The organism is Streptomyces sp. NRRL WC-3742, from assembly GCF_000720635.1.
GTDB lineage: Bacteria > Actinomycetota > Actinomycetes > Streptomycetales > Streptomycetaceae > Kitasatospora.
On record NZ_JOCF01000079.1, the window covers coordinates 1 to 17,074 of the forward strand.

The window sequence follows — 17,074 nt, forward strand, 5'->3', positions numbered from 1 at the left end:
CACCGGACCCACCCCCACCGGCTGGCACCCCACCGTCGACCTCGACTTCGGCCTCCACTCCTTCGCCCAGTGGCTCGCCTACGAGGGCATCCACCTCCCCGACGCCGACTGACCGCCGCCCCCAACTGGCGCCTCCCTACCGCTTGTTCGCCGAGCCCATCCTCGCTCGTCGCGCGCACTTCACCCGAAGGACCGTCGGCACACGGCATATTGCGGGCTGTTCAACCGGGGCGGTGCCGACGGGCGTCGCGCTGCCCGGGACTCGTGCAGGCGGCTGAGGGGCAGGCGGACATGAAGGACAGGCGTACGGGGGACGACACCGAGCGCGGGCTGTCGCGGCGGTCGCTGTTCCGCGCGGGCGGCGGCGGACTGGCGGCGGTGGCCGTCGTGGGGCTGGGCGAGACCAGCGCCTCCGCCCAGCCGGGCACGGCGGGTACGGCGGGTACGGCCGGTGCGGCGGACAAGGCGCCGCTCGGGCCGCTGAAGGCCGCGGGGCCGCACGCCGCGGTCGAGCGTACGCCGGGCTTCGGGGTGCGCGGCGCGACCGGCGGGCCGGTGCGCATCCTCCCGATCGACGACGCCAAGTTCCTCGCGGGCTCGCTGTTCGACCTGCGCGTCGAGGCGTCCCAGGTGGACCCGGCCACGGCGAGGATCCAGATCTCGGTGGAGGGCGACCACGGCCCCGAGGCGATCCTGCACAACGACCCGGTGCGCACCAGCTCCGCCAAGGACAGCCTGGAGGTCACGTACAAGCAGGTGACGTACCCCAACCCGGGCTCGTACACCGTGCGGGTCAAGGTCACCTCCGGCGACAAGGTCTCCACCGCCGAGGTGGAGCACGAGGTCGTCTCCGCCCGCCACCACGGCCGCAAGGCGGCGAACGTCATCTTCTTCCTCGGCGACGGCATGGGCGGCGCCGCGATCACCGGTGCCCGGCTGCTCTCCAAGGGCATGACCCAGGGCAAGTACCGGGGCCTGCTGGAGATGGACCGGATGGACGCCCGCGGCATCGTGGGCACCTCCGGCGCCGACTCGATCGCCACCGACTCCGCCAACTCCATGTCCGCCTACATGACCGGCCACAAGACCTCGGTCAACGCGATGGGCGTCTACGAGTCCAACGAGCCCGACCCCAACAAGCACCCGCGCGTCGAGACGATGGCCGAACTCCTCAAGCGGGCCGCCGGAATGGCGATCGGCGTGGTCACCACCGCCGAGATCCAGGACGCCACCCCGGCCGCCGTGTGGGCGCACACCCGCCGCCGCTCCGAGTACCTGGAGATCATGGACCAGGTGCTGGACCCGGCCCGCACCCCGGACGTCCTGATGGGCGGCGGCCTCGCCTCCCTGCTGCCGAAGTCCCAGAAGGGCTCCAAGCGCAAGGACGAGCGCGACCTCGTCAACGAGTTCCGCCGGAAGGGCTTCACCGTCGCCACCAACGCGAAGGAGCTGGCCGCGGCGACGGCCGGCAAGGCACCGGAGAAGCTGCTCGGCCAGTTCCACACCGGCAACCTCAACGTCTACCTGGACCGCCAGCAGATCAGGAAGCCCGAGGTGCTGGGCGACTGGCAGGACCAGCCCACCCTGCCGGCCATGACCGCCGCGGCCCTGAAGGTGCTGGAGGACAAGCCCAACGGCTTCTTCCTGATGGTCGAGGGCGCCTCGATCGACAAGCAGGAGCACCCGCTGGACGGCCCCCGCGCCCTCTACGACACCATCGAGTTCGACCAGGCCATCGGCGTCGCGAAGCGCTGGGCCGAGGGCCGAGGCGACACCCTGATCGTCGTCACCGCCGACCACAACCACTCGATGAGCATCGTCGGCACCCACGACCGCCGCAAGAACCAGGGCCGCCCGGCCAACGGCATCTACGGCGACGCCGGCTTCCCGACCTACACGGACAGGAACGGCGACGGCTTCCCCGACGACCCGAACCCCGAGGTCGGCCTCTTCTTCGGCTGGTCCAACCACCCCGACCACACCGACGGCTTCACCCACAACCCCGTCCCGGTCCAGCCCTCCCTGATCGACACCGCCTCCGGCAACGCCGTCCCCAACCCCCAGCACCAGCCCGGCGCCGAACTCCAGCAGGGCAACCTGCCGCTCCACGAGACCAACTGCGTCCACACCGTCGACGACGTCTCGATCGTCGCCTCCGGCCCCGGCTCCGACAACTTCAACGGCTTCCTCGACAACACCGAGGTCCACTTCGCCATCCTCGAGGCCCTCGGCCTCGAGGTCCCCTCCAACGACGGCGAGTAACCGGACCGCACCCCCTGACGATCCGCCCGTCGGCTCACCACCCCGGCGGGCGGATCGCCGCCCTCTCCGGCCGTCACCGCTCGCGCCCGCGGGCCTTCAGCGGCATCGCGGGGAGGTCCGGGGCGGGGAGGCGGTCGCCGGCGTAGCCGTGGACGGTGCCGAAGCGGGCGCCGGTGGTCCAGTCGGTGCGGGCGCGGGTGATGTCCTCGCCGGTGCGGCCGATGAAGTTCCACCACATGACGATGCGTTCCTCGAAGGGTTCGCCGCCGAGGAGGAGGACGGAGCCGTCGGTGTGGGCGCGCACGGGGAGGTCGGGGCGGCCGCAGCCGAGGTAGAGCATGGAGCCGGGTTCGACGGGAACGCCGTCGACGTCGATGCGGCCGGTCATGGCGAGGACGGCGTACTCGAAGTCGCGGACGAGCGGCAGGCGCAGTTCGGCGCCCTCGGTGAGGGCGAGGTCGGCGCCGACGATCGGGGTGTGGGTGGTGCCGGGCGAGGTGGCGGTGTCGAGGGTGCCGAGGATGACGGTGGCGCGCAGGCCGGGGGCGGTGACGACGGGCAGGTCGGGGTGGTGCTCGAACATCGGGTCGGTGTGCCGGTGGGTGTCGGGCAGGGCGACCCAGAGTTGCGCGCCGTGGAGGTAGCGGGCGTGGGTGTGCGGTGACTCCTCGGAGTGGGCGATGGCCCGTCCGGAGGTCATCAGGGCGAGTTCGTACGGCCGGACGGTCTGCAGGCTGCCGAGGCTGTCGCGGTGCAGCACCTCGCCCTGGTGCAGCCAGCTGACGGTCTGCAGGCCCATGTGCGGGTGGGGCGGGACCTGCATGCCGGGCTCGTCGGCGATGTCGTCGGGGCCGTAGTGGTCGACGAAGCACCAGGCCCCGACCATCCGGCGGCCGAGGTTGGGCAGCAGGCGGCGCACCACGGTGCTCTCGCCGAGCTGCACCTGCCGGCCGGTCAGCAGGTCCCGCACCGGGCCGGTGGCGGCCTCCCCGCCGCAGGTGGTCGGGGCGGGCTTGCGGTCGAGGTTGCTCATGGAGGGTCCACCACCGTACGGACGTCGGGTCGGTTGCCTGCGCACCGATCATCCGCCAAACCCTCAGTGCTCGCAGGCCCACCAGGCGTCGGCGCCGGCCTTGTCGGCGAGGTCGCGCAGCCGGCGCACGGCCTCGGCCGGGTCCTCGGCGCCGTACACGGCCGAGCCGGCGACGAACACGTCGGCGCCCGCCTCGGCGCAGCGCTCGATGGTGCTCGCGGAGACGCCGCCGTCCACCTGGAGCCACAGCTCCAGGTCGTGCTTGGCGATCAGCTCCCGGGTGCGGCGGATCTTGGGCAGCATGATGTCCAGGAACGCCTGGCCGCCGAAGCCGGGCTCGACGGTCATGATCAGCAGCATGTCCAGCTCGGGCAGCAGGTCCTCGTACGGCTCGATGGGCGTGCCGGGCTTGAGGGCCATGGAGGCGCGGGCGCCCTTGGCGCGGATCTCGCGGGCGAGGCGGACGGGCGCGGCGGCGGCCTCGACGTGGAAGGTGACGGAGCCGGCGCCGGCCTCGACGTACTGGGGGGCCCAGCGGTCCGGGTCCTCGATCATCAGGTGGCAGTCGAGGGGGATGTCGGTGGCGCGGGCGAGGGACTCGACGACGGGGATGCCGAGGGTGAGGTTCGGCACGAAGTGGTTGTCCATGACGTCCACGTGCAGCCAGTCGGAACCCCGGACGGCCTCGGCCTCCTCGGCGAGCCGGGCGAAGTCCGCGGACAGGATGCTGGGGTTGATCTGGGCCATGGCCGACCACCTTCGTGCTTCGTACCGATTGCGAGGGCTGGGGCGCCCCGGGTGCGGGCGTCCCGGTCCATCATCTCGTGCCGTCCGGGCGGGGGCGGACGGCTCCGGCGTGCACGTGACGGTCATCACAGGCGGCGGGGGGATTACCGCGGGCGCCGCCGGGGTCATCAGCTCATGAGCGGTCCACGTACCAACGGTCGGCGCGCCCCCGCGCCGGTGCCCGAAGGGCCGTCCGTCCCGTGCCGAGCCGTGCCCACGGGTCGGCTCCCTCCGAGGAAGGCTCCCGATGGCCGATCTCGTCCACCCCGCCCGCGCGCTCTGGTGGCTCTTCGAGCCGGTGCACGCCGTCACCTACTTCCTGCCCGAGGGCAAGGCCGCCCTCGAGGACGCCGGGCTGCACGGCAGCTGGCGCGGCTACTTCGCCGCCCGCTCGGCCCCGCTGGGCGCGGTGGACGCGCCGCCGGTGATCGCCGCCTTCTTCAACTTCGCCCCCTCGATGGTCGAGCGGGCGCTGCCGCAGGTGTGGACGTACGCGGGCCCGGAGGAGGCGCTGGCCGCCCGGCTCAAGGGCGCGGCGGCCTCGCTGGCGCGGCTGCTGGAGCACGTGGACCGGGAGCAGATCGAGCTGGCCACCGACACCCTGGAGCAGGCCGCGGCCCGGCTGGACTGCGCCGGCCGGGTGCTGGCCGCCGCCAATGCGGCCCTGCCGCGCCCGACGGGCCTGTACGAGCGGCTCTGGCAGGCCGCGACCGTGATGCGCGAGCACCGCGGCGACGGCCACGTGGCCGCGCTGGTGGCCGCCGGCCTGGACGGCTGCGAGGCGCTGGTGGTGCGCTGCGCGATGGACGTGCGGCGCGAGATGCTCCAGCCGCTGCGCGGGTGGACGGACGAGGAGTGGGAGGCGGCGGCCGGCCGTCTCGTCGAGCGGGGCTGGCTGACCGAGCACGGTACGGTCACCGAGCTGGGCCGCATCCGCCACCAGGGCCTGGAGGCGGCCACCGACCTGGCGGCGGCCCGGGTGTGGGAGGACTACCCGCGTGCCGAACTCGACCGGCTGGCCGCGGCGTTGAAGCCGATATCGGCGCTCTGTCGCAGCCAGCTGCCGGTCAACCCGGCGGGGCTTCCCGACAACACGTGAGCCCGCGGCGCTGACGAGCCTCCCGTGTGCTCCGGCCGCGCGGGAGGCTCTTCGGCGTCACGGGCCCTTCGGCGTCACAGGCCCTTCGGCATCACGGGCCCTTCAGCGCCGCAGGCACTTCAGCACCGCGGTCCCTTCAGCGCCGCAGGCCCCTCGGCCGTCGCCTCCTGGACGAGCGTCACCTTGCGCAGCAGGTCCGAGAGGGTGCGCCGCTCCTGGGGGGTCAGCACCTCCAGCAGCCGGTGCTCCTCGCGCCCCACCACGTCCAGGGCCTCGTGCCAGGCGGAGCGGCCGGCCTCCGTCAGGGCGATGTCGACCCTGCGGCGGTCCTCGGTCGACGGGGTACGGGAGATGAAGCCGCGCCGCTCCAGGGACTCCAGGCGGCCGGTGACGGAGGCCGGGGCGAGGTTGAGGTCGGCGCGCAGGTCGGAGGGGGCGGCGTGGCCGCCACGGCCGGCGAGGACGTGCAGGGTGTCGAACTCGTGCTTGTGCAGGTCGTAGTCGGCGACTCCCTGCTCGCGTACGCGCCCGAGGTGCCAGGTGAGCCGCTGCATCCGGGTGACGGCGCCCTCGATGTCGGGGTCGAGCTCGGGCAGCACCGGGCGCCAGCGGTCGACGTGGCCGTCCGTCCAGTCGCGGGGGGAGGGCTGCGGTTCCTCGGAGTGCTCGGCCATGTCGGGAAGTCTACAAAGAGTGCTTCTGCCGGGGGCCTCCAAGTTGTACGGTACCGAAATATTCGTTGCCGAAATTTCGGTACCGAAATACATTGCGGGGCATGTCCCAACATCCGCTGCGCCTGCACGACTTCCGCCTGCTCTTCATCGGCCGCACCGTCTCCACCCTCGGCGACGCCGTCGTCCCCGCCGCCCTCGCCATCGCCATCACCCGCGCCACCGGCTCCGCCTCCGCCCTCGCCCTGGTGCTCGGCTGCGCGATGGTCCCCCGGCTGATCCTGCTGCCCTTCGGCGGCGTGGTCGGCGACCGCTTCGACCCACGCCTGGTCGCCCTCACCACCGACCTCGTCCGCGCCCTCGCCCAGCTCTTCGTCGGCATCCAACTCCTGGGCGGCACACCGAGCCTGGCCCAGATCGCCGGCGCCGAGGTGGTCGGCGGCATCGCCTCCGCCTTCGCCATGCCCACCTCCTCCTCACTGGTACGCGGGACGACCCCGGAGGAGCACCGGCTGCGGGCCAACGCCCTGCTCGGCTCCGCCAGCAGCGCCGCCCGCCTCGGCGGCCCGGCCCTCGCCGGCGTCCTGGTGTACACCGCCGGGCCCGGCTGGGCGTTCGTCCTCGACGGCCTCTCCTTCGCCCTGAGCGCCGCCCTGCTCACCCGCATCACCGTCACCCGGGTCACCGCCACCCCCGTCGACCACGCCCCCGTCGACCACGCCCCCGAGGAGCGGCGCTCGCTGCGCCGGGACCTCGCCGAGGGCTGGAGCGAGGTGCGCTCCCGCGACTGGTACTGGACCAGCCTCATCGGCCACGGCGTCTGGAACGGCGCCAACGCCGTCGCCCTCACCCTCGGCCCGCTGATCGCCACGACCCGCCTCGGCGGCGACGGCGCCTGGGTGGCCGTCAGCCAGGCTTCGGCGGTGGGCCTGCTGGCCGGCTCCCTGATCGCCGGACGGCTGCGGCCCCGCAACCCGGTCCTGGCGGGCAACCTCGCCCTCGCCCTCTTCGGGCTGCCGCTGGCGGCCCTGGCCGTCCCGCTGCCCGCGCCCCTCACGGTGGCCGCGTACGCGGTGGCGATGGCCGGGCTGGGCTTCCTCAACCCGGTCTGGGAGACGGCCGTGCAGCAGGAGTTCCCCGCCCACGTCCTGGCCCGGGTCACCTCCTACGACTGGCTGCTCTCCCTGGGCGCCGCGCCGCTCGGGTACGTCCTGGCGCCGCTTGCCGCCGACGCCTGGGGCAGCCGGACACCGCTGCTCGTCTCGTCGGTGCTGGTCGTGGTGGCCTGCGCGGGCACGGCGGCCGTACCCGGGGTGCGCCGCTTCGGGACCACCGCGAAGCACCCGGAGCCCGCTGAAAAGCCGTCCGCCCCGGCCCCGGCCTAGGCGCCCATCCCGGCGGGCGGGCCGAGGACGATCCCCCGTCCGGAGTAGAACGCCTCGAAGGAGCGCCACGGCACGCGCGCGAAGGACTGCGACTCGCCCGGGAAGCCGGACGGGTTGTGGATCACCACCGCCGTGTCCGTGGCGCCCACCGCCAGCACCAGGTGCCCGCCCCGCCGGACCGGCTCGGGCCCGTACGGCTCCCGGATCGACGGGTGCACCGACACCATCACCAGGTGCCCGTCGACCACCTCCCCGGCGATCTCCTCGGGCGTCAACTCCCGTGCCTGCGCCGTCAGTCCCCACCGCTCGCGGGCGTACTCGGCGAACGGCGTGTGCACCAGCCCGCGCAGGCTCTCGCCGTCGCGGACGTACGCGCCGGCGGCCAGGCACTCCCCGGCCAGCCCGATCGCGGCCGGGGCGACGCCCCACCAGTGGTCCAGGGCCATCCGCAGGCAGGCCACCCCGCACAGCCGCCAGGACCACCAGCCGTACTCCTCCGGGGTGACCGCGCCGGACTGGCCCCAGCGCGGGTCCGCGGCCGCCTCCAGCCGCCCGTCGACGATCTCGCGCACCAGCTCCGCCGACTCCCACTGCGAGTGGTACGGCACCTCGTGCACCACCGGTGCCACAGCCCTCTCCGCCATCCCATGACGCTCTCACGCCGGGGGACGGCCGGGCCCGCGACACTCCACGGGCCCGGGGCGCGGGCGGGGCTCAGCCCCCCACCTCGTCCTTCTCGGGGGACCGGAACGCCAGCCGCTGCGCCGCGTGCCGCCCGCGCTCCTCCACCGGCAGCACCCCGGTGGCCCCGGCCAGCCCGAAGGCGGGCATGTCGAAGTAGATCGACTCGTACCCGCCCTCCGGCACGATGTACGTCTCGTGCCACAGCCCGACGTGCCCGCGCAGCTTCCCCTCCCGCACCTTGCGGTTGGCGATGCCCCAGGCGGTGTGGTGGAAGCCGTCCGGCGCGACGGAGTAGCGGTACAGCTTCTCCTTGGACTCCCAGTACTGGACGACGTAGTACGTACGCGGCGAGGCGGTGAGCAGGATGCGCCCGCGCAGGCCGCGCTCGGGGCTGCGGCGCAGCTCGTGCAGCATGCGGAACATCGCGTACATCACCGGGCCCCAGTGGTGCACGGCCCAGAAGCGGTTGATCCGCATGCCGATGAGCAGGACCACGGTGTCGCCGGTGGCGGCGGCGGTGGTGTAGCCGGGCTGCGGCCTGGCGAACAGCGAGCGGACGAACGTCGATCCCGTGGACATCGCGACCCTCCCTAGAGGCGGCACCCCGCGCCCGTGTAAGCGGTGATTACATCAGTGCGCGGACGACCGGTCAAGGCTCGGCGCAGGCACAATTCGGCTACTGCGGGCGGCGGTTGGCGATCCCGTCCCGGAAGGTGTCCAGCACCCGCACGGCCAGCTCCTCCGCCTGCCCGGCCGGCAGGTAGCCGTCCACGATCATCTGCGCCAGCCCGTACACCAGCGCCTGCCCGGCCAGCTTCACCAGCGCCGGATCGCCGGGGCCCACCCGGCCGGCCTCCTGGTCCGCCACGATCAGGACGGTGAACTCCCGCTCGATGGACTCCAGTTGCTCCCGCAGCTCGGGCTCGCGCGAGCGCTCGGGCGCGAACACCCGCGAGCGCACCAGCTCGAAGCGGCGCGGATGGCGCAGCGCGTACCGGACGCACCCGAGGCCCAGCGCCCGCAGCGAGGAACCCTCGGCGGCCGTCACCTGCGCCTCCTGCCACCGGACGAAGTCGTCGAGCACCCGGTCCGCCAGCGCCGTCAACAGCGCCTGCCGGTCCGCGAAATGGCGGAACGGCGCCCCCGCCGACACCCCGGCCCGGCGCGCCACCTCCCGCACGCTGACCTTCTCCTGGCCCTGCTCGTCCAGCACCTCGAGCGCCGCCGCCACCAGCGCCTCGGGCAGCGCCCCGTGGTGGTACGCGTGCCGCTCAACCGCCCGCTCGCTCATGCCCGCCTTGCTACCACATCCCCGGGCATCCGCGACGACCTGCCCGGCTGCACCACCCCGGACGAGTACGACGAGCAGCGCTACAAGGTCTACAGCGAACACGCGTTGGTGGACGCGGGCAGGGACCACGCCTGACAGGCACCGTGCCCGCCCGTGGCTCAACGGGCGGGCACGGGACTCGGCCTACCAGGCGTAGTCCTCCGGGGCCGGGCGGTGGCCGGGGAAGATCTCGTCGAGGCGGTCCAGGGTCTTATGGTCGAGCCTGATGTCCAGCGCCGCCACGGCCGCGTCGAGGTGGGCCGCCGTGCGCGGGCCGACGATGGGGGCGGTGACGGCGGGCCGGCTGAGCAGCCAGGCGAGGGCGAGGTCGGCCGGGTCCAGGCCGAGTTCGTCGGCGAAGTCCTCGTACGTCTGGAGCCGGTCGCGGTGGGTGTCGAGGAGCTCGCTCGCGTACGCCGTGGCGCCGCGGACCCGGGTGCCCTCGCGCTCCTTGCGCAGGATGCCGCCGAGCAGGCCGCTGCGCAGCGGGGACCAGGGCAGCAGGCCCAGGCCGTAGTGCTGGAGGGCGGGGATGACCTCGAGTTCGACGGTCCGGTCGAGCAGGTTGTACAGCGACTGCTCGCTGACGAGGCCGAGGAAGTGGCGGGAGCGGGCGGCCTCCTGGGCCTGTGCGAGGTGCCAGCCGGCGAAGTTGGAGGAGCCGACGTAGGTGATCTTCCCCTGGGCGACGAGCACCTCCATCGCCTGCCAGATCTCGTCCCAGGGCGTGTCCCGGTCGATGTGGTGCATCTGGTAGAGGTCGATGTGGTCGGTCTGCAGGCGCTTCAGGCTGGCGTCGACGGACTTGCGGATGGCGAAGGCGGAGAGCTTGCCCCCGTTGGGCCATCCGTCCATCTCGCCGTAGACCTTGGTGGCGAGCACGGTGCGCTCGCGCCGTCCGCCGCCCTGGGCGAACCAGCGGCCGATGATCTCCTCGGTGCGGCCCTTGAGGTTGCCCTCGGGGTCGCGGCCGTAGACGTTGGCGGTGTCGAAGAAGTTGATGCCGCGCTCGTGCGCGGTGTCCATCAGGCGGTGGGCGTCGGCCTCCTCGGTGTGGGGGCCGAAGTTCATGGTGCCGAGGCAGAGTCGGGACACGGTGAGGCCGGTGCGGCCGAGGTGGGTGTACTCCATGGAGCCCACCCTTGAGCCACACCGACCACGATGTCCAACACATTAGGCCGCCCGGCGACTGGGGGCGGCCCAACCGCCCGGCGGGTCACCTGCCGTGGGTGGCGAACTTCCGTACGGCCAGCGGCCCGCAGATCAGGAGCAGTGCGGCGCTCCACAGCAGTGCGGCGAGCAGGGCGTGCCGCATCGGCCAGGCGTCGCCGGCCGCGGAGGGGTTGCCGAAGAGTTCGCGGCAGGCGTGGACGACGGCGCTGATCGGGTTCCAGTCGGCGATGGTCCGCAGCCAGCCGGGCATGCCGCCGGTGGGCACGTACGCGTTGGTGATCATCGCCAACGGGAAGACCATGACGGCGAGTTGGCCGGCGGACTCCTCCTTGCCCACGGCGAGGCCGAGCAGCGTGCCGACCCAGGTCATCACGAACCGGAAGAGCAGCAGCAGTCCGAACGCCTCGAGGGCCTCGGCCGTTCCGTTGCGGGCGCGCCAGCCGGCGGCCAGCCCGACGAGGGCGAGCAGCGCGAGGACGAGGACGCTGACCAGCAGGTCGGCGAGGGTCTGCCCGAGCAGCAGTCCGGTGCGGGAGACGGGCATGGAGCGCAGCCGGTCGGTGACGCCGCGCCCGACGTCGCGGGCGGCGCCGACCATGGTGGGCATGACGCCGTTGGTGGCGACCATGGCGAAGAGTCCGGGCATCAGGAACTCCCGGTAGTCCCCGCCGCCGGGCACCTGCATGGCGCTGCCGAAGACGTATCCGAAGACGACCACCATGACCACGGGCACGGCGAGCGAGGCGGCCAACAGCCCTGGCGAGTGGCGGTAGTTGAGCAGGACGCGCAGCATCGACGTCCAGGTGTCGGCGACCATCCGCCCCCCGGCGGAAGGGCGCGCGGCGGTGGTCGCGGCGGTGGCGGTCACGGTGGCCATCAGGCGGCCCTCCCCAGGGTCTCGGCGTCGGTCTCGGGCCCGGCCCCGGCCTCGTTGTCGGCGGCTGCGGTCCCGCGCCCGGTGAGCGTGAGGAACACGTCGTCCAGGGACGGCGTCCGGACGGCGACGTCCTCGGCCTCGATCCCGACGTTGTCCAACTCCCGGACGAGGACGGGCAGGAGGACGGCCTCGCCGGGCGCGGTCAGCACGGTGACCGTCCGTTCTGTGTCGTCCACCTGGGCGCTCCCGCCCCCGGCCTTGCTCGACAGCACCACGGCGGCGGCGGCGAGTTGGCCCGGGTCGGCGAGGGTGACGGACACCTGGCTGCCGATCGCCGCCTTGAGCCGGGCGGGCGGGCCGGTGGCGATGGCGGCGCCGTGATCGACGACCACGATCTCGTCGGCGAGGCGGTCGGCCTCCTCCAGGTACTGGGTGGTGAGCAGCACGGTGGTGCCGCCCTGCGCCAACTCCCTGACGCTGGCCCAGATCTCCTGCCGGCTGCGCGGGTCGAGCCCGGTGGTGGGCTCGTCGAGGAAGAGCACGGGCGGGCTGGTGACGAGGCTGGCGATCAGGTCGAGGCGCCGGCGCATGCCGCCGGAGTAGGTGCGCACCAGGCGGTCCCCGGCCTCGGCGAGGCCGAAGCGCTCCAGGAGTTCGTCGGCGCGCTCGCGGGAGCGGCGGGCGCCGAGGCGGTGGAGCCGCCCGAACAGCCGCAGGTTCTCGCGGCCGGTGATGCCCTCGTCGAGGGCGGCGTACTGCCCGGCGAGGCCGATGGCGCGCCGCACGTCCTCGGCGGCGCGCACCACGTCGTGGCCGTGGACGCGGGCGGTGCCCCGGTCGGGGGCGACGAGGGTGGCGAGAACGCGGACGGCGGTGGTCTTTCCGGCGCCGTTGGGGCCGAGGAGGCCGCAGACGGCCCCGGTGGCGACGGTGAGGTCCAGGCCGCTCAGGGCCTCGGTGGCGCCGAATCGTTTCTCGACACCGGCCATCTCGATGGCGTGGGACGTGGCGTGGGACATGGTTCTGCCCTTCTCTAGGTACATCGTACGTAGAAGCGCGTGCCAGCGCATCGTACTACGTACGCCGTACGTATCTAAGATGGGAGGGCGAGGTGATCTTCCAGTGCCGTCCAGCAGCACCCCCAGCAGTACCGAGGACCCGGACAGCGATCCGGGGAACCGCAGCCAGCCCGGCAGGCCCACACCCCCCGAGGCCCCCGAACTCATCTGGCTGCGCCCCGAACGCACCGGCCGCGGCCCCCGACCGGCCCACAGCCGGGGCTCCATCGCGGCCGCCGCCATCGGCATCGCCGACGCCGAGGGGCTGGACGCCGTCTCCATGCGCCGCGTCGCCGGCGCGCTCGGCGCGGGCACCATGTCGCTCTACAACTACGTGCCGAAGAAGGAGCACCTGCTCGACCTCATGCTCGACGCCACCGCCGCCGAGTACCGGCTCCCGCCCGAGCCCACCGGCGACGTCCGGGCCGACCTCGCCGCCCTCGCCCACCAGCAGCTCGCCATCTTCCGCCGCCACCCCTGGCTGCCCGGCCTCGTCCTGGCCCGCCCCGGCATCGGACCCAACGCGCTGCGCTACACCGACCACTTCCTGGCGGTCACCGCGCCCACGGGCCTCTCCGGCGGCGAGCGGATGGAGGCGATGGCCATGTTCAACGGCTTCATCTGCCAGTTCGCGCAGTACGAGCAGACAGCCGCCGCGGGCGCCAAGTGGCAGGCGGAGATGGTCGGTTACCTCGGCCAGGCGGCGATGAGCGGCGACTACCCCCACCTGGCCCAGGCGTTCACGAGCCCCGGCCCGCCCGCCTCGCCGGAGACCGTCTTCGACCGGACCCTGGACCGGGTGCTCCGCGCCGTCCTGGCGCCCTGACCCCCTGGTCCCCGACCCCTGCCCCTGCCCCTAATCCTTTACCAGGTCAGGGATTGACCACCCCCGCCACCCGCCCGTCCACCAGCACCAGCACCGAACGCCACCCGTCCCGCAGCTCCGCCCGCGCCTCCTCGCGCGAGCACCCCACGCCGACCGCCGGCAGCGGGGGTCCGGCCACCACGCGCACCGGGTCGTCCGGCTTGACCGACCGGTCCGCGAGCGCCGCCGCCAGCACCTCGTGGTCCGCCGTGCCGACCACCTCCGCCGGGCTCACCCCGTACGGCCATGACGGCCGCACCAGCACCACCGGCGCCACCCCGCCCGGCACGGCGCGCAGCACCTGCGCCGCCTCGCCCGCCGTCGCCCCTGCGGGCACGGTGACCAGCGGCCCGGCGGCGTCCAGCAGCGGGCGCAGCCCCTCCCCGCTTTCCTCCAGGAAGCCCCACCGCCGCATCCACTCGTCGCTGTGCACCTTCGACAGGTACGAGCGCCCGGAGTCCGGCAGCAGCACCACGACCAGGTCCTCCGGCCCCAGCCGCCGCGCCAGCCGCAGCGCCGCCGCCACCGCCGTCCCGGAGGACGGCCCGGCGAGGATGCCCTCCTCCCGGGCGAGCCGGCGGGCCGTCAGTAGCGACTCCCGGTCCGGGATGCGCTCGAAGACGTCGACGACGCCCTCCCGGTACGCCTTCGGCCAGCGGTCCTCGACGGTCTCGGGGTGCAGGAAGTGGCCGATGCTCTCGACGTACCACGGGCTGCCGTCGCCGCCCCCGTACATCGAGGACTCCGGGTCCGCGCCGACCACCGTCACCGCGCCGCCCGACACCTCCTTCAGGAAGGTGCCCGTCCCGGTGATCGTCCCGCCCGTGCCCACGCCCGCGACGAAGTGCGTCAGCCGTCCGCCCGTCTGCTCCCAGATCTCGGGCCCGGTGGTGCGCACATGGGCGTCCGGGTTCGCCAGGTTGTCGTACTGGTTGGCCAGCCAGGCCCCGGGGATCTCCTCCTCCAGCCGCTGGACCAGGTTGAACAGGTGCCGCGGATCCTCCGCCGGCACCGCGGTCGGCGCGAGCACCACCTCCGCGCCGTACGCCCGCAGGATGTCCGCCTTCTCCGGCGCCGACCTGTCCGACACCCCGGCGATCACCCGGTACCCGCGCTGCCGGCCGACGATCGTCAGCCCGATCCCGGTGTTCCCCGACGTCGCCTCGATGATCGTCCCGCCCGGCCCCAGCAGCCCGTCCCGCTCCGCCGCGAGCACCATCGACAGCGCCGCCCGGTCCTTGACGCTCCCCCCGATGTTCAGGAACTCCGCCTTCGCGTACACCGGCGCGCCCAGCCCGGCCCCCAGCCGGGCGAGCCGGAACAGCGGCGTCCCCCCGATCGCGTCGAGTACGGACTCGTGCACTGCGGCCATCCGGCCCTCCCAGGTGCGGTGACAGATCGCTACGGGGACGAGCCTTCCCAGCCCGACGGCCCGTCAGACCGACCGACACCCTCTCGCCGCCGACCGCGCACGCGCCCTCGGCCTCCACCACCCCGACACCCTCAGCAGCCGCCGTGAGTACGCCCTGAACCTGGGCAAGGCCAGGGGCTGACACACCCCACGTCCACACACCCCACATACGGGCGCGGGCCACCCGGCCCGCGCCCGTACGGCTCTACAGGTAGTGCCCCTGGTTCGCGGCCACCTGGGCCTGCGCCTGAACCTCCGTCACCGCCACGGGCTCCGGCGCCTCGGCCGCGTCCGCCGCGCCGCCGAAGTGCAGCGGCACCGCGATCGCCACCGACGCCACGGCCGCCGCGGCGCTCGCCACGATCGTCTTCACGGGCATGCCACCCGTCCATTCCGGCATGTCGCAACCTCCCCCGTTCGCCGCCCGCCCCGACGGCGGGCACTGACCCCTCCAGTCGAGCACCACGGCCCCCGGGCGCACAACCCCCGCACCACCGCTGTCCGTTGGCGCTAGTCTTTCCGGCGGTCCACGAACCACCACCAGGGGAGCACGGGGGAATCATGGTCAGCGACGGTGCCGGGCCGGGCTTCAGCGCCCACCCGGAGAAGCTCGGCGACGCGGGCGACCAGCTGATAGCCGCCGGAGGCGACGTCGGCACGGTCAAGGACGGCCTCGGCAAGCTCGCCATGTCCGGCGAGGACACCTTCGGCGAGTACGGCGCGGGCGAGGCGGCGAAGGCGTTCTGGTCGGCCTGGCAGGACGAGCTGGGCGTGAACGTCGACGCGCTCAAGGAGCTGGGCGGCAAGGTGCACGACACCAGGGCCAACTACGCGAACACCGAGGCGGGCGTCAGCCGGCAGTACCAGGGGGCCTGACGTGCCCGATCCCATGTACCCGATCGGGCCCCGAGGCACGGCGGGCAGCCACCGGCAGCGGGTCGAGAAGCTGAAGCGGACGATCGACGAGTCCCACGGCATGTGGGGCGCCGGCGACCTCAAGTACGCCGTGGCCGACGCCCTGCGCCTCCCCCCGCCCCAGGGCGACCCGGGCAGGCTCGACGGCCTCGCCGCCTCGTACAGCACCGCCGCCGACCGCCTGGACGAGGCGAGGACGAAGGTCGCGCAGGTCGCCACCCAGCACCTGCCCGACGCCTGGACCGGCCAGGTCGGCGAGAAGGCCGCCGCCGTGGTCAAGGCATCGGCCGACGACCTGGAACGCTCCCGCAACTCCTTCAACCGGGCCCGCTACCAGCTCAAGACCCTGGCCACCGCCCTGCGCGAGGCCCAGACCCTGCACGGCCAGGGCGACGCACCGCTACGGGAGGCGCTGAGCCTCCTGCACGACATCACCGTCTCCGACGCCCCGGACCCGTTCCACTGGGACGACGACAAGATGCACACCGCCCACACCAGGGCGAAGGAGGGCATCAAGTCGATCCTGGACGCCGCCGTGAAGGCCGAGAACGCCGGCCGCGCCGCCGCCCGCGAGCTGAACTCCCTGGCCGGCAAGGCACTTGCCGGGCGCTTCAAGAACAAGGGCCTCAGCGCCGCCGACAAGCTCGTCATCACCGACACCACCTTCTCCTACAGCGACACCACCCTCCTCACGCCCAACGACGTGACCAGGGCAGGCCAGTTCATGGACCGGATGACCGAGGCCGAACGCGCCCGCCTCGACGCCCTCCTCGCCGACACCAAGTCCCCCGCCGAACGCGCCTACCTGATGAAGGCCCTCGCCGCCGGACACGACTACGAGGAGATCAAGGCGTTCGACGACCGGATCCGCCCCCACGCCGACGACTTCGACTGGCTCTCCCAGCGCATCTCCCCCGTCCAACTCGACGCCGCCTCGGGCGGGAAGCACGACACCGGCTACCAGGGCGTGACCTGGGACCAGGGCAACCGCAACTCCTGCGTGGCCGCCTCCACCGTGACCGCCCGCGCCATGGTCGACCCCCTGTTCGCCTTCCAGCTCACCACCGGCGGCCACCCCGGCGACCCCGCCTACGACAACGGCCGAGCGGCGAGGGACCGTTGGACCAAGGAATCCGAACGGGTCTACAGCACCCGCGAGGACACCGACAAGGACGACGGCATGACGAACCCCGAGTCCCGGCAGGTGGCCGACGACGAACTCGGCAGGAACACCGGCGCCGCGTACGACAACCGCGACCTCCACACCCGCGACGAACGCCAGGCGGCACTGGCCGAGATCGAGAAGAGGATCGACGAGGGCAAACCCGTCCCCTTCTCCTGCGAGAACGAACACGGCCGCCACCAGATGGTCGTCGTCGCCCGCGACGGCGACCGCCTGGAGATCCACAACCCCTGGGGCTACACCATCTGGGTCAACGAGAGCGACTTCCTCGACAACCACATGCAGGGCGCCACCGACGGCCAGTACCCCAACCTCGTCAGCGTCCGAATGCCCAGGTGAGGC

The 17,074-nt window shown here is 73.2% G+C and carries 18 protein-coding genes; 7 read left to right on the forward strand and 11 right to left on the reverse strand.

What is annotated here, in order from left to right:
* The first annotated feature begins 291 nt into the window (after positions 1–291).
* A complete protein-coding gene (locus IH61_RS0133435) occupies positions 292–2,262 on the forward strand; it encodes an alkaline phosphatase (protein WP_051838505.1) in 1,971 nt (656 codons plus the stop codon).
* A 73-nt stretch (positions 2,263–2,335) separates the two neighbouring features.
* On the opposite strand, the gene IH61_RS0133440 is transcribed toward IH61_RS0133435, so the two are convergent.
* Positions 2,336–3,295, reverse strand: a complete 960-nt coding sequence (locus tag IH61_RS0133440; RefSeq protein ID WP_031076850.1) for a pirin family protein — start codon at positions 3,293–3,295, stop codon at positions 2,336–2,338.
* A gap of 63 nt (positions 3,296–3,358) precedes the next feature.
* Positions 3,359–4,042, reverse strand: coding sequence for a ribulose-phosphate 3-epimerase (gene rpe, locus IH61_RS0133445; protein WP_031076851.1), 684 nt, complete (start codon positions 4,040–4,042; stop codon positions 3,359–3,361).
* A gap of 286 nt (positions 4,043–4,328) precedes the next feature.
* Here rpe and IH61_RS0133450 point away from each other — a divergent pair, with 286 nt between their 5' ends.
* Positions 4,329–5,180, forward strand: coding sequence for an SCO6745 family protein (locus tag IH61_RS0133450; protein WP_031076853.1), 852 nt, complete (start codon positions 4,329–4,331; stop codon positions 5,178–5,180).
* Between the two features lie 119 nt (positions 5,181–5,299).
* Here the strand turns inward: IH61_RS0133450 and IH61_RS0133455 are convergent, their stop codons facing one another.
* Positions 5,300–5,854 carry a MarR family winged helix-turn-helix transcriptional regulator gene (locus IH61_RS0133455; protein WP_037973713.1) on the reverse strand — a complete coding sequence of 185 codons (555 nt, stop codon included), beginning with the start codon at positions 5,852–5,854 and terminating at the stop codon, positions 5,300–5,302.
* 101 nt (positions 5,855–5,955) lie between these two features.
* On the opposite strand from IH61_RS0133455, the gene IH61_RS0133460 reads away from it, so the two are divergent.
* Positions 5,956–7,236, forward strand: coding sequence for an MFS transporter (locus tag IH61_RS0133460; RefSeq protein WP_051838506.1), 1,281 nt, complete (start codon positions 5,956–5,958; stop codon positions 7,234–7,236).
* Here IH61_RS0133460 and IH61_RS0133465 read toward each other — a convergent pair.
* The 3 genes from IH61_RS0133465 to IH61_RS0133475 all read right to left on the reverse strand — a co-directional run bounded on the left by IH61_RS0133465 (position 7,233) and on the right by IH61_RS0133475 (position 9,211).
* Entirely contained in the window at positions 7,233–7,880 is a 648-nt protein-coding gene (locus IH61_RS0133465; protein WP_031076859.1) for a C39 family peptidase, read from the reverse strand. The genes IH61_RS0133460 and IH61_RS0133465 overlap by 4 nt on opposite strands.
* Positions 7,881–7,950: 70 nt before the next feature.
* Positions 7,951–8,499, reverse strand: coding sequence for a DUF4188 domain-containing protein (locus tag IH61_RS0133470; protein WP_107057306.1), 549 nt, complete (start codon positions 8,497–8,499; stop codon positions 7,951–7,953).
* 97 nt (positions 8,500–8,596) lie between these two features.
* Complete coding sequence (locus IH61_RS0133475) at positions 8,597–9,211, reverse strand: TetR/AcrR family transcriptional regulator (RefSeq protein ID WP_031076863.1); 615 nt, start codon at positions 9,209–9,211, stop codon at positions 8,597–8,599.
* Between IH61_RS0133475 and IH61_RS47405 the strand changes: the two genes are divergently transcribed.
* A complete protein-coding gene (locus tag IH61_RS47405; protein WP_158845570.1) occupies positions 9,185–9,346 on the forward strand; it encodes a hypothetical protein in 162 nt (53 codons plus the stop codon). The genes IH61_RS0133475 and IH61_RS47405 overlap by 27 nt on opposite strands.
* 48 nt (positions 9,347–9,394) lie before the next feature.
* On the opposite strand, the gene IH61_RS0133480 is transcribed toward IH61_RS47405, so the two are convergent.
* From IH61_RS0133480 to IH61_RS0133490, 3 genes are all read right to left on the reverse strand, one after another.
* A complete protein-coding gene (locus IH61_RS0133480) occupies positions 9,395–10,381 on the reverse strand; it encodes an aldo/keto reductase (RefSeq protein WP_031076866.1) in 987 nt (328 codons plus the stop codon).
* Between the two features lie 85 nt (positions 10,382–10,466).
* Positions 10,467–11,300, reverse strand: coding sequence for an ABC transporter permease (locus IH61_RS0133485; protein WP_234327438.1), 834 nt, complete (start codon positions 11,298–11,300; stop codon positions 10,467–10,469).
* Positions 11,300–12,319 (reverse strand): ATP-binding cassette domain-containing protein, encoded by a 1,020-nt coding sequence (locus tag IH61_RS0133490; RefSeq protein ID WP_051838507.1) that lies wholly within the window; start codon positions 12,317–12,319, stop codon positions 11,300–11,302. Before IH61_RS0133490 ends, IH61_RS0133485 begins: the two co-directional genes overlap by 1 nt.
* Positions 12,320–12,422: 103 nt before the next feature.
* Between IH61_RS0133490 and IH61_RS0133495 the strand changes: the two genes are divergently transcribed.
* Positions 12,423–13,184, forward strand: a complete 762-nt coding sequence (locus tag IH61_RS0133495; protein ID WP_234327439.1) for a TetR/AcrR family transcriptional regulator — start codon at positions 12,423–12,425, stop codon at positions 13,182–13,184.
* Between the two features lie 46 nt (positions 13,185–13,230).
* Here the strand turns inward: IH61_RS0133495 and IH61_RS0133500 are convergent, their stop codons facing one another.
* Together IH61_RS0133500 and IH61_RS47410 are read right to left on the reverse strand one after the other, a co-directional pair.
* Entirely contained in the window at positions 13,231–14,595 is a 1,365-nt protein-coding gene (locus IH61_RS0133500; RefSeq protein ID WP_031076875.1) for a pyridoxal-phosphate dependent enzyme, read from the reverse strand.
* A 244-nt stretch (positions 14,596–14,839) separates the two neighbouring features.
* Positions 14,840–15,013, reverse strand: a complete 174-nt coding sequence (locus tag IH61_RS47410; RefSeq protein WP_158845573.1) for a hypothetical protein — start codon at positions 15,011–15,013, stop codon at positions 14,840–14,842.
* Between the two features lie 182 nt (positions 15,014–15,195).
* Between IH61_RS47410 and IH61_RS0133510 the strand changes: the two genes are divergently transcribed.
* Positions 15,196–15,510 (forward strand): hypothetical protein, encoded by a 315-nt coding sequence (locus IH61_RS0133510; RefSeq protein WP_031076877.1) that lies wholly within the window; start codon positions 15,196–15,198, stop codon positions 15,508–15,510.
* Position 15,511: 1 nt separating this feature from the next.
* Positions 15,512–17,071, forward strand: a complete 1,560-nt coding sequence (locus IH61_RS0133515) for a hypothetical protein (RefSeq protein WP_158845576.1) — start codon at positions 15,512–15,514, stop codon at positions 17,069–17,071.
* The last annotated feature ends 3 nt before the right edge of the window (positions 17,072–17,074 follow it).

Excerpts from the sequence above, each read along its gene's own strand:
- rpe (WP_031076851.1), bottom strand. The coding sequence starts at position 4,042 with ATGGCCCAGATCAACCCCAGCATCCTGTCCGCGGACTTCGCCCGGCTC.
- IH61_RS0133490 (WP_051838507.1), bottom strand. The coding sequence starts at position 12,319 with ATGTCCCACGCCACGTCCCACGCCATCGAGATGGCCGGTGTCGAGAAA.
- IH61_RS0133450 (WP_031076853.1), top strand. The coding sequence starts at position 4,329 with ATGGCCGATCTCGTCCACCCCGCCCGCGCGCTCTGGTGGCTCTTCGAG.
- IH61_RS0133475 (WP_031076863.1), bottom strand. The coding sequence starts at position 9,211 with ATGAGCGAGCGGGCGGTTGAGCGGCACGCGTACCACCACGGGGCGCTG.
- IH61_RS0133465 (WP_031076859.1), bottom strand. The coding sequence starts at position 7,880 with ATGGCGGAGAGGGCTGTGGCACCGGTGGTGCACGAGGTGCCGTACCAC.
- IH61_RS0133510 (WP_031076877.1), top strand. The coding sequence starts at position 15,196 with ATGGTCAGCGACGGTGCCGGGCCGGGCTTCAGCGCCCACCCGGAGAAG.
- IH61_RS0133455 (WP_037973713.1), bottom strand. The coding sequence starts at position 5,854 with ATGGCCGAGCACTCCGAGGAACCGCAGCCCTCCCCCCGCGACTGGACG.
- IH61_RS0133500 (WP_031076875.1), bottom strand. The coding sequence starts at position 14,595 with ATGGCCGCAGTGCACGAGTCCGTACTCGACGCGATCGGGGGGACGCCG.
- IH61_RS0133470 (WP_107057306.1), bottom strand. The coding sequence starts at position 8,499 with ATGTCCACGGGATCGACGTTCGTCCGCTCGCTGTTCGCCAGGCCGCAG.
- IH61_RS0133435 (WP_051838505.1), top strand. The coding sequence starts at position 292 with ATGAAGGACAGGCGTACGGGGGACGACACCGAGCGCGGGCTGTCGCGG.
- IH61_RS47410 (WP_158845573.1), bottom strand. The coding sequence starts at position 15,013 with ATGCCCGTGAAGACGATCGTGGCGAGCGCCGCGGCGGCCGTGGCGTCG.
- IH61_RS0133485 (WP_234327438.1), bottom strand. The coding sequence starts at position 11,300 with ATGGCCACCGTGACCGCCACCGCCGCGACCACCGCCGCGCGCCCTTCC.
- IH61_RS0133460 (WP_051838506.1), top strand. The coding sequence starts at position 5,956 with ATGTCCCAACATCCGCTGCGCCTGCACGACTTCCGCCTGCTCTTCATC.
- IH61_RS0133480 (WP_031076866.1), bottom strand. The coding sequence starts at position 10,381 with ATGGAGTACACCCACCTCGGCCGCACCGGCCTCACCGTGTCCCGACTC.
- IH61_RS0133440 (WP_031076850.1), bottom strand. The coding sequence starts at position 3,295 with ATGAGCAACCTCGACCGCAAGCCCGCCCCGACCACCTGCGGCGGGGAG.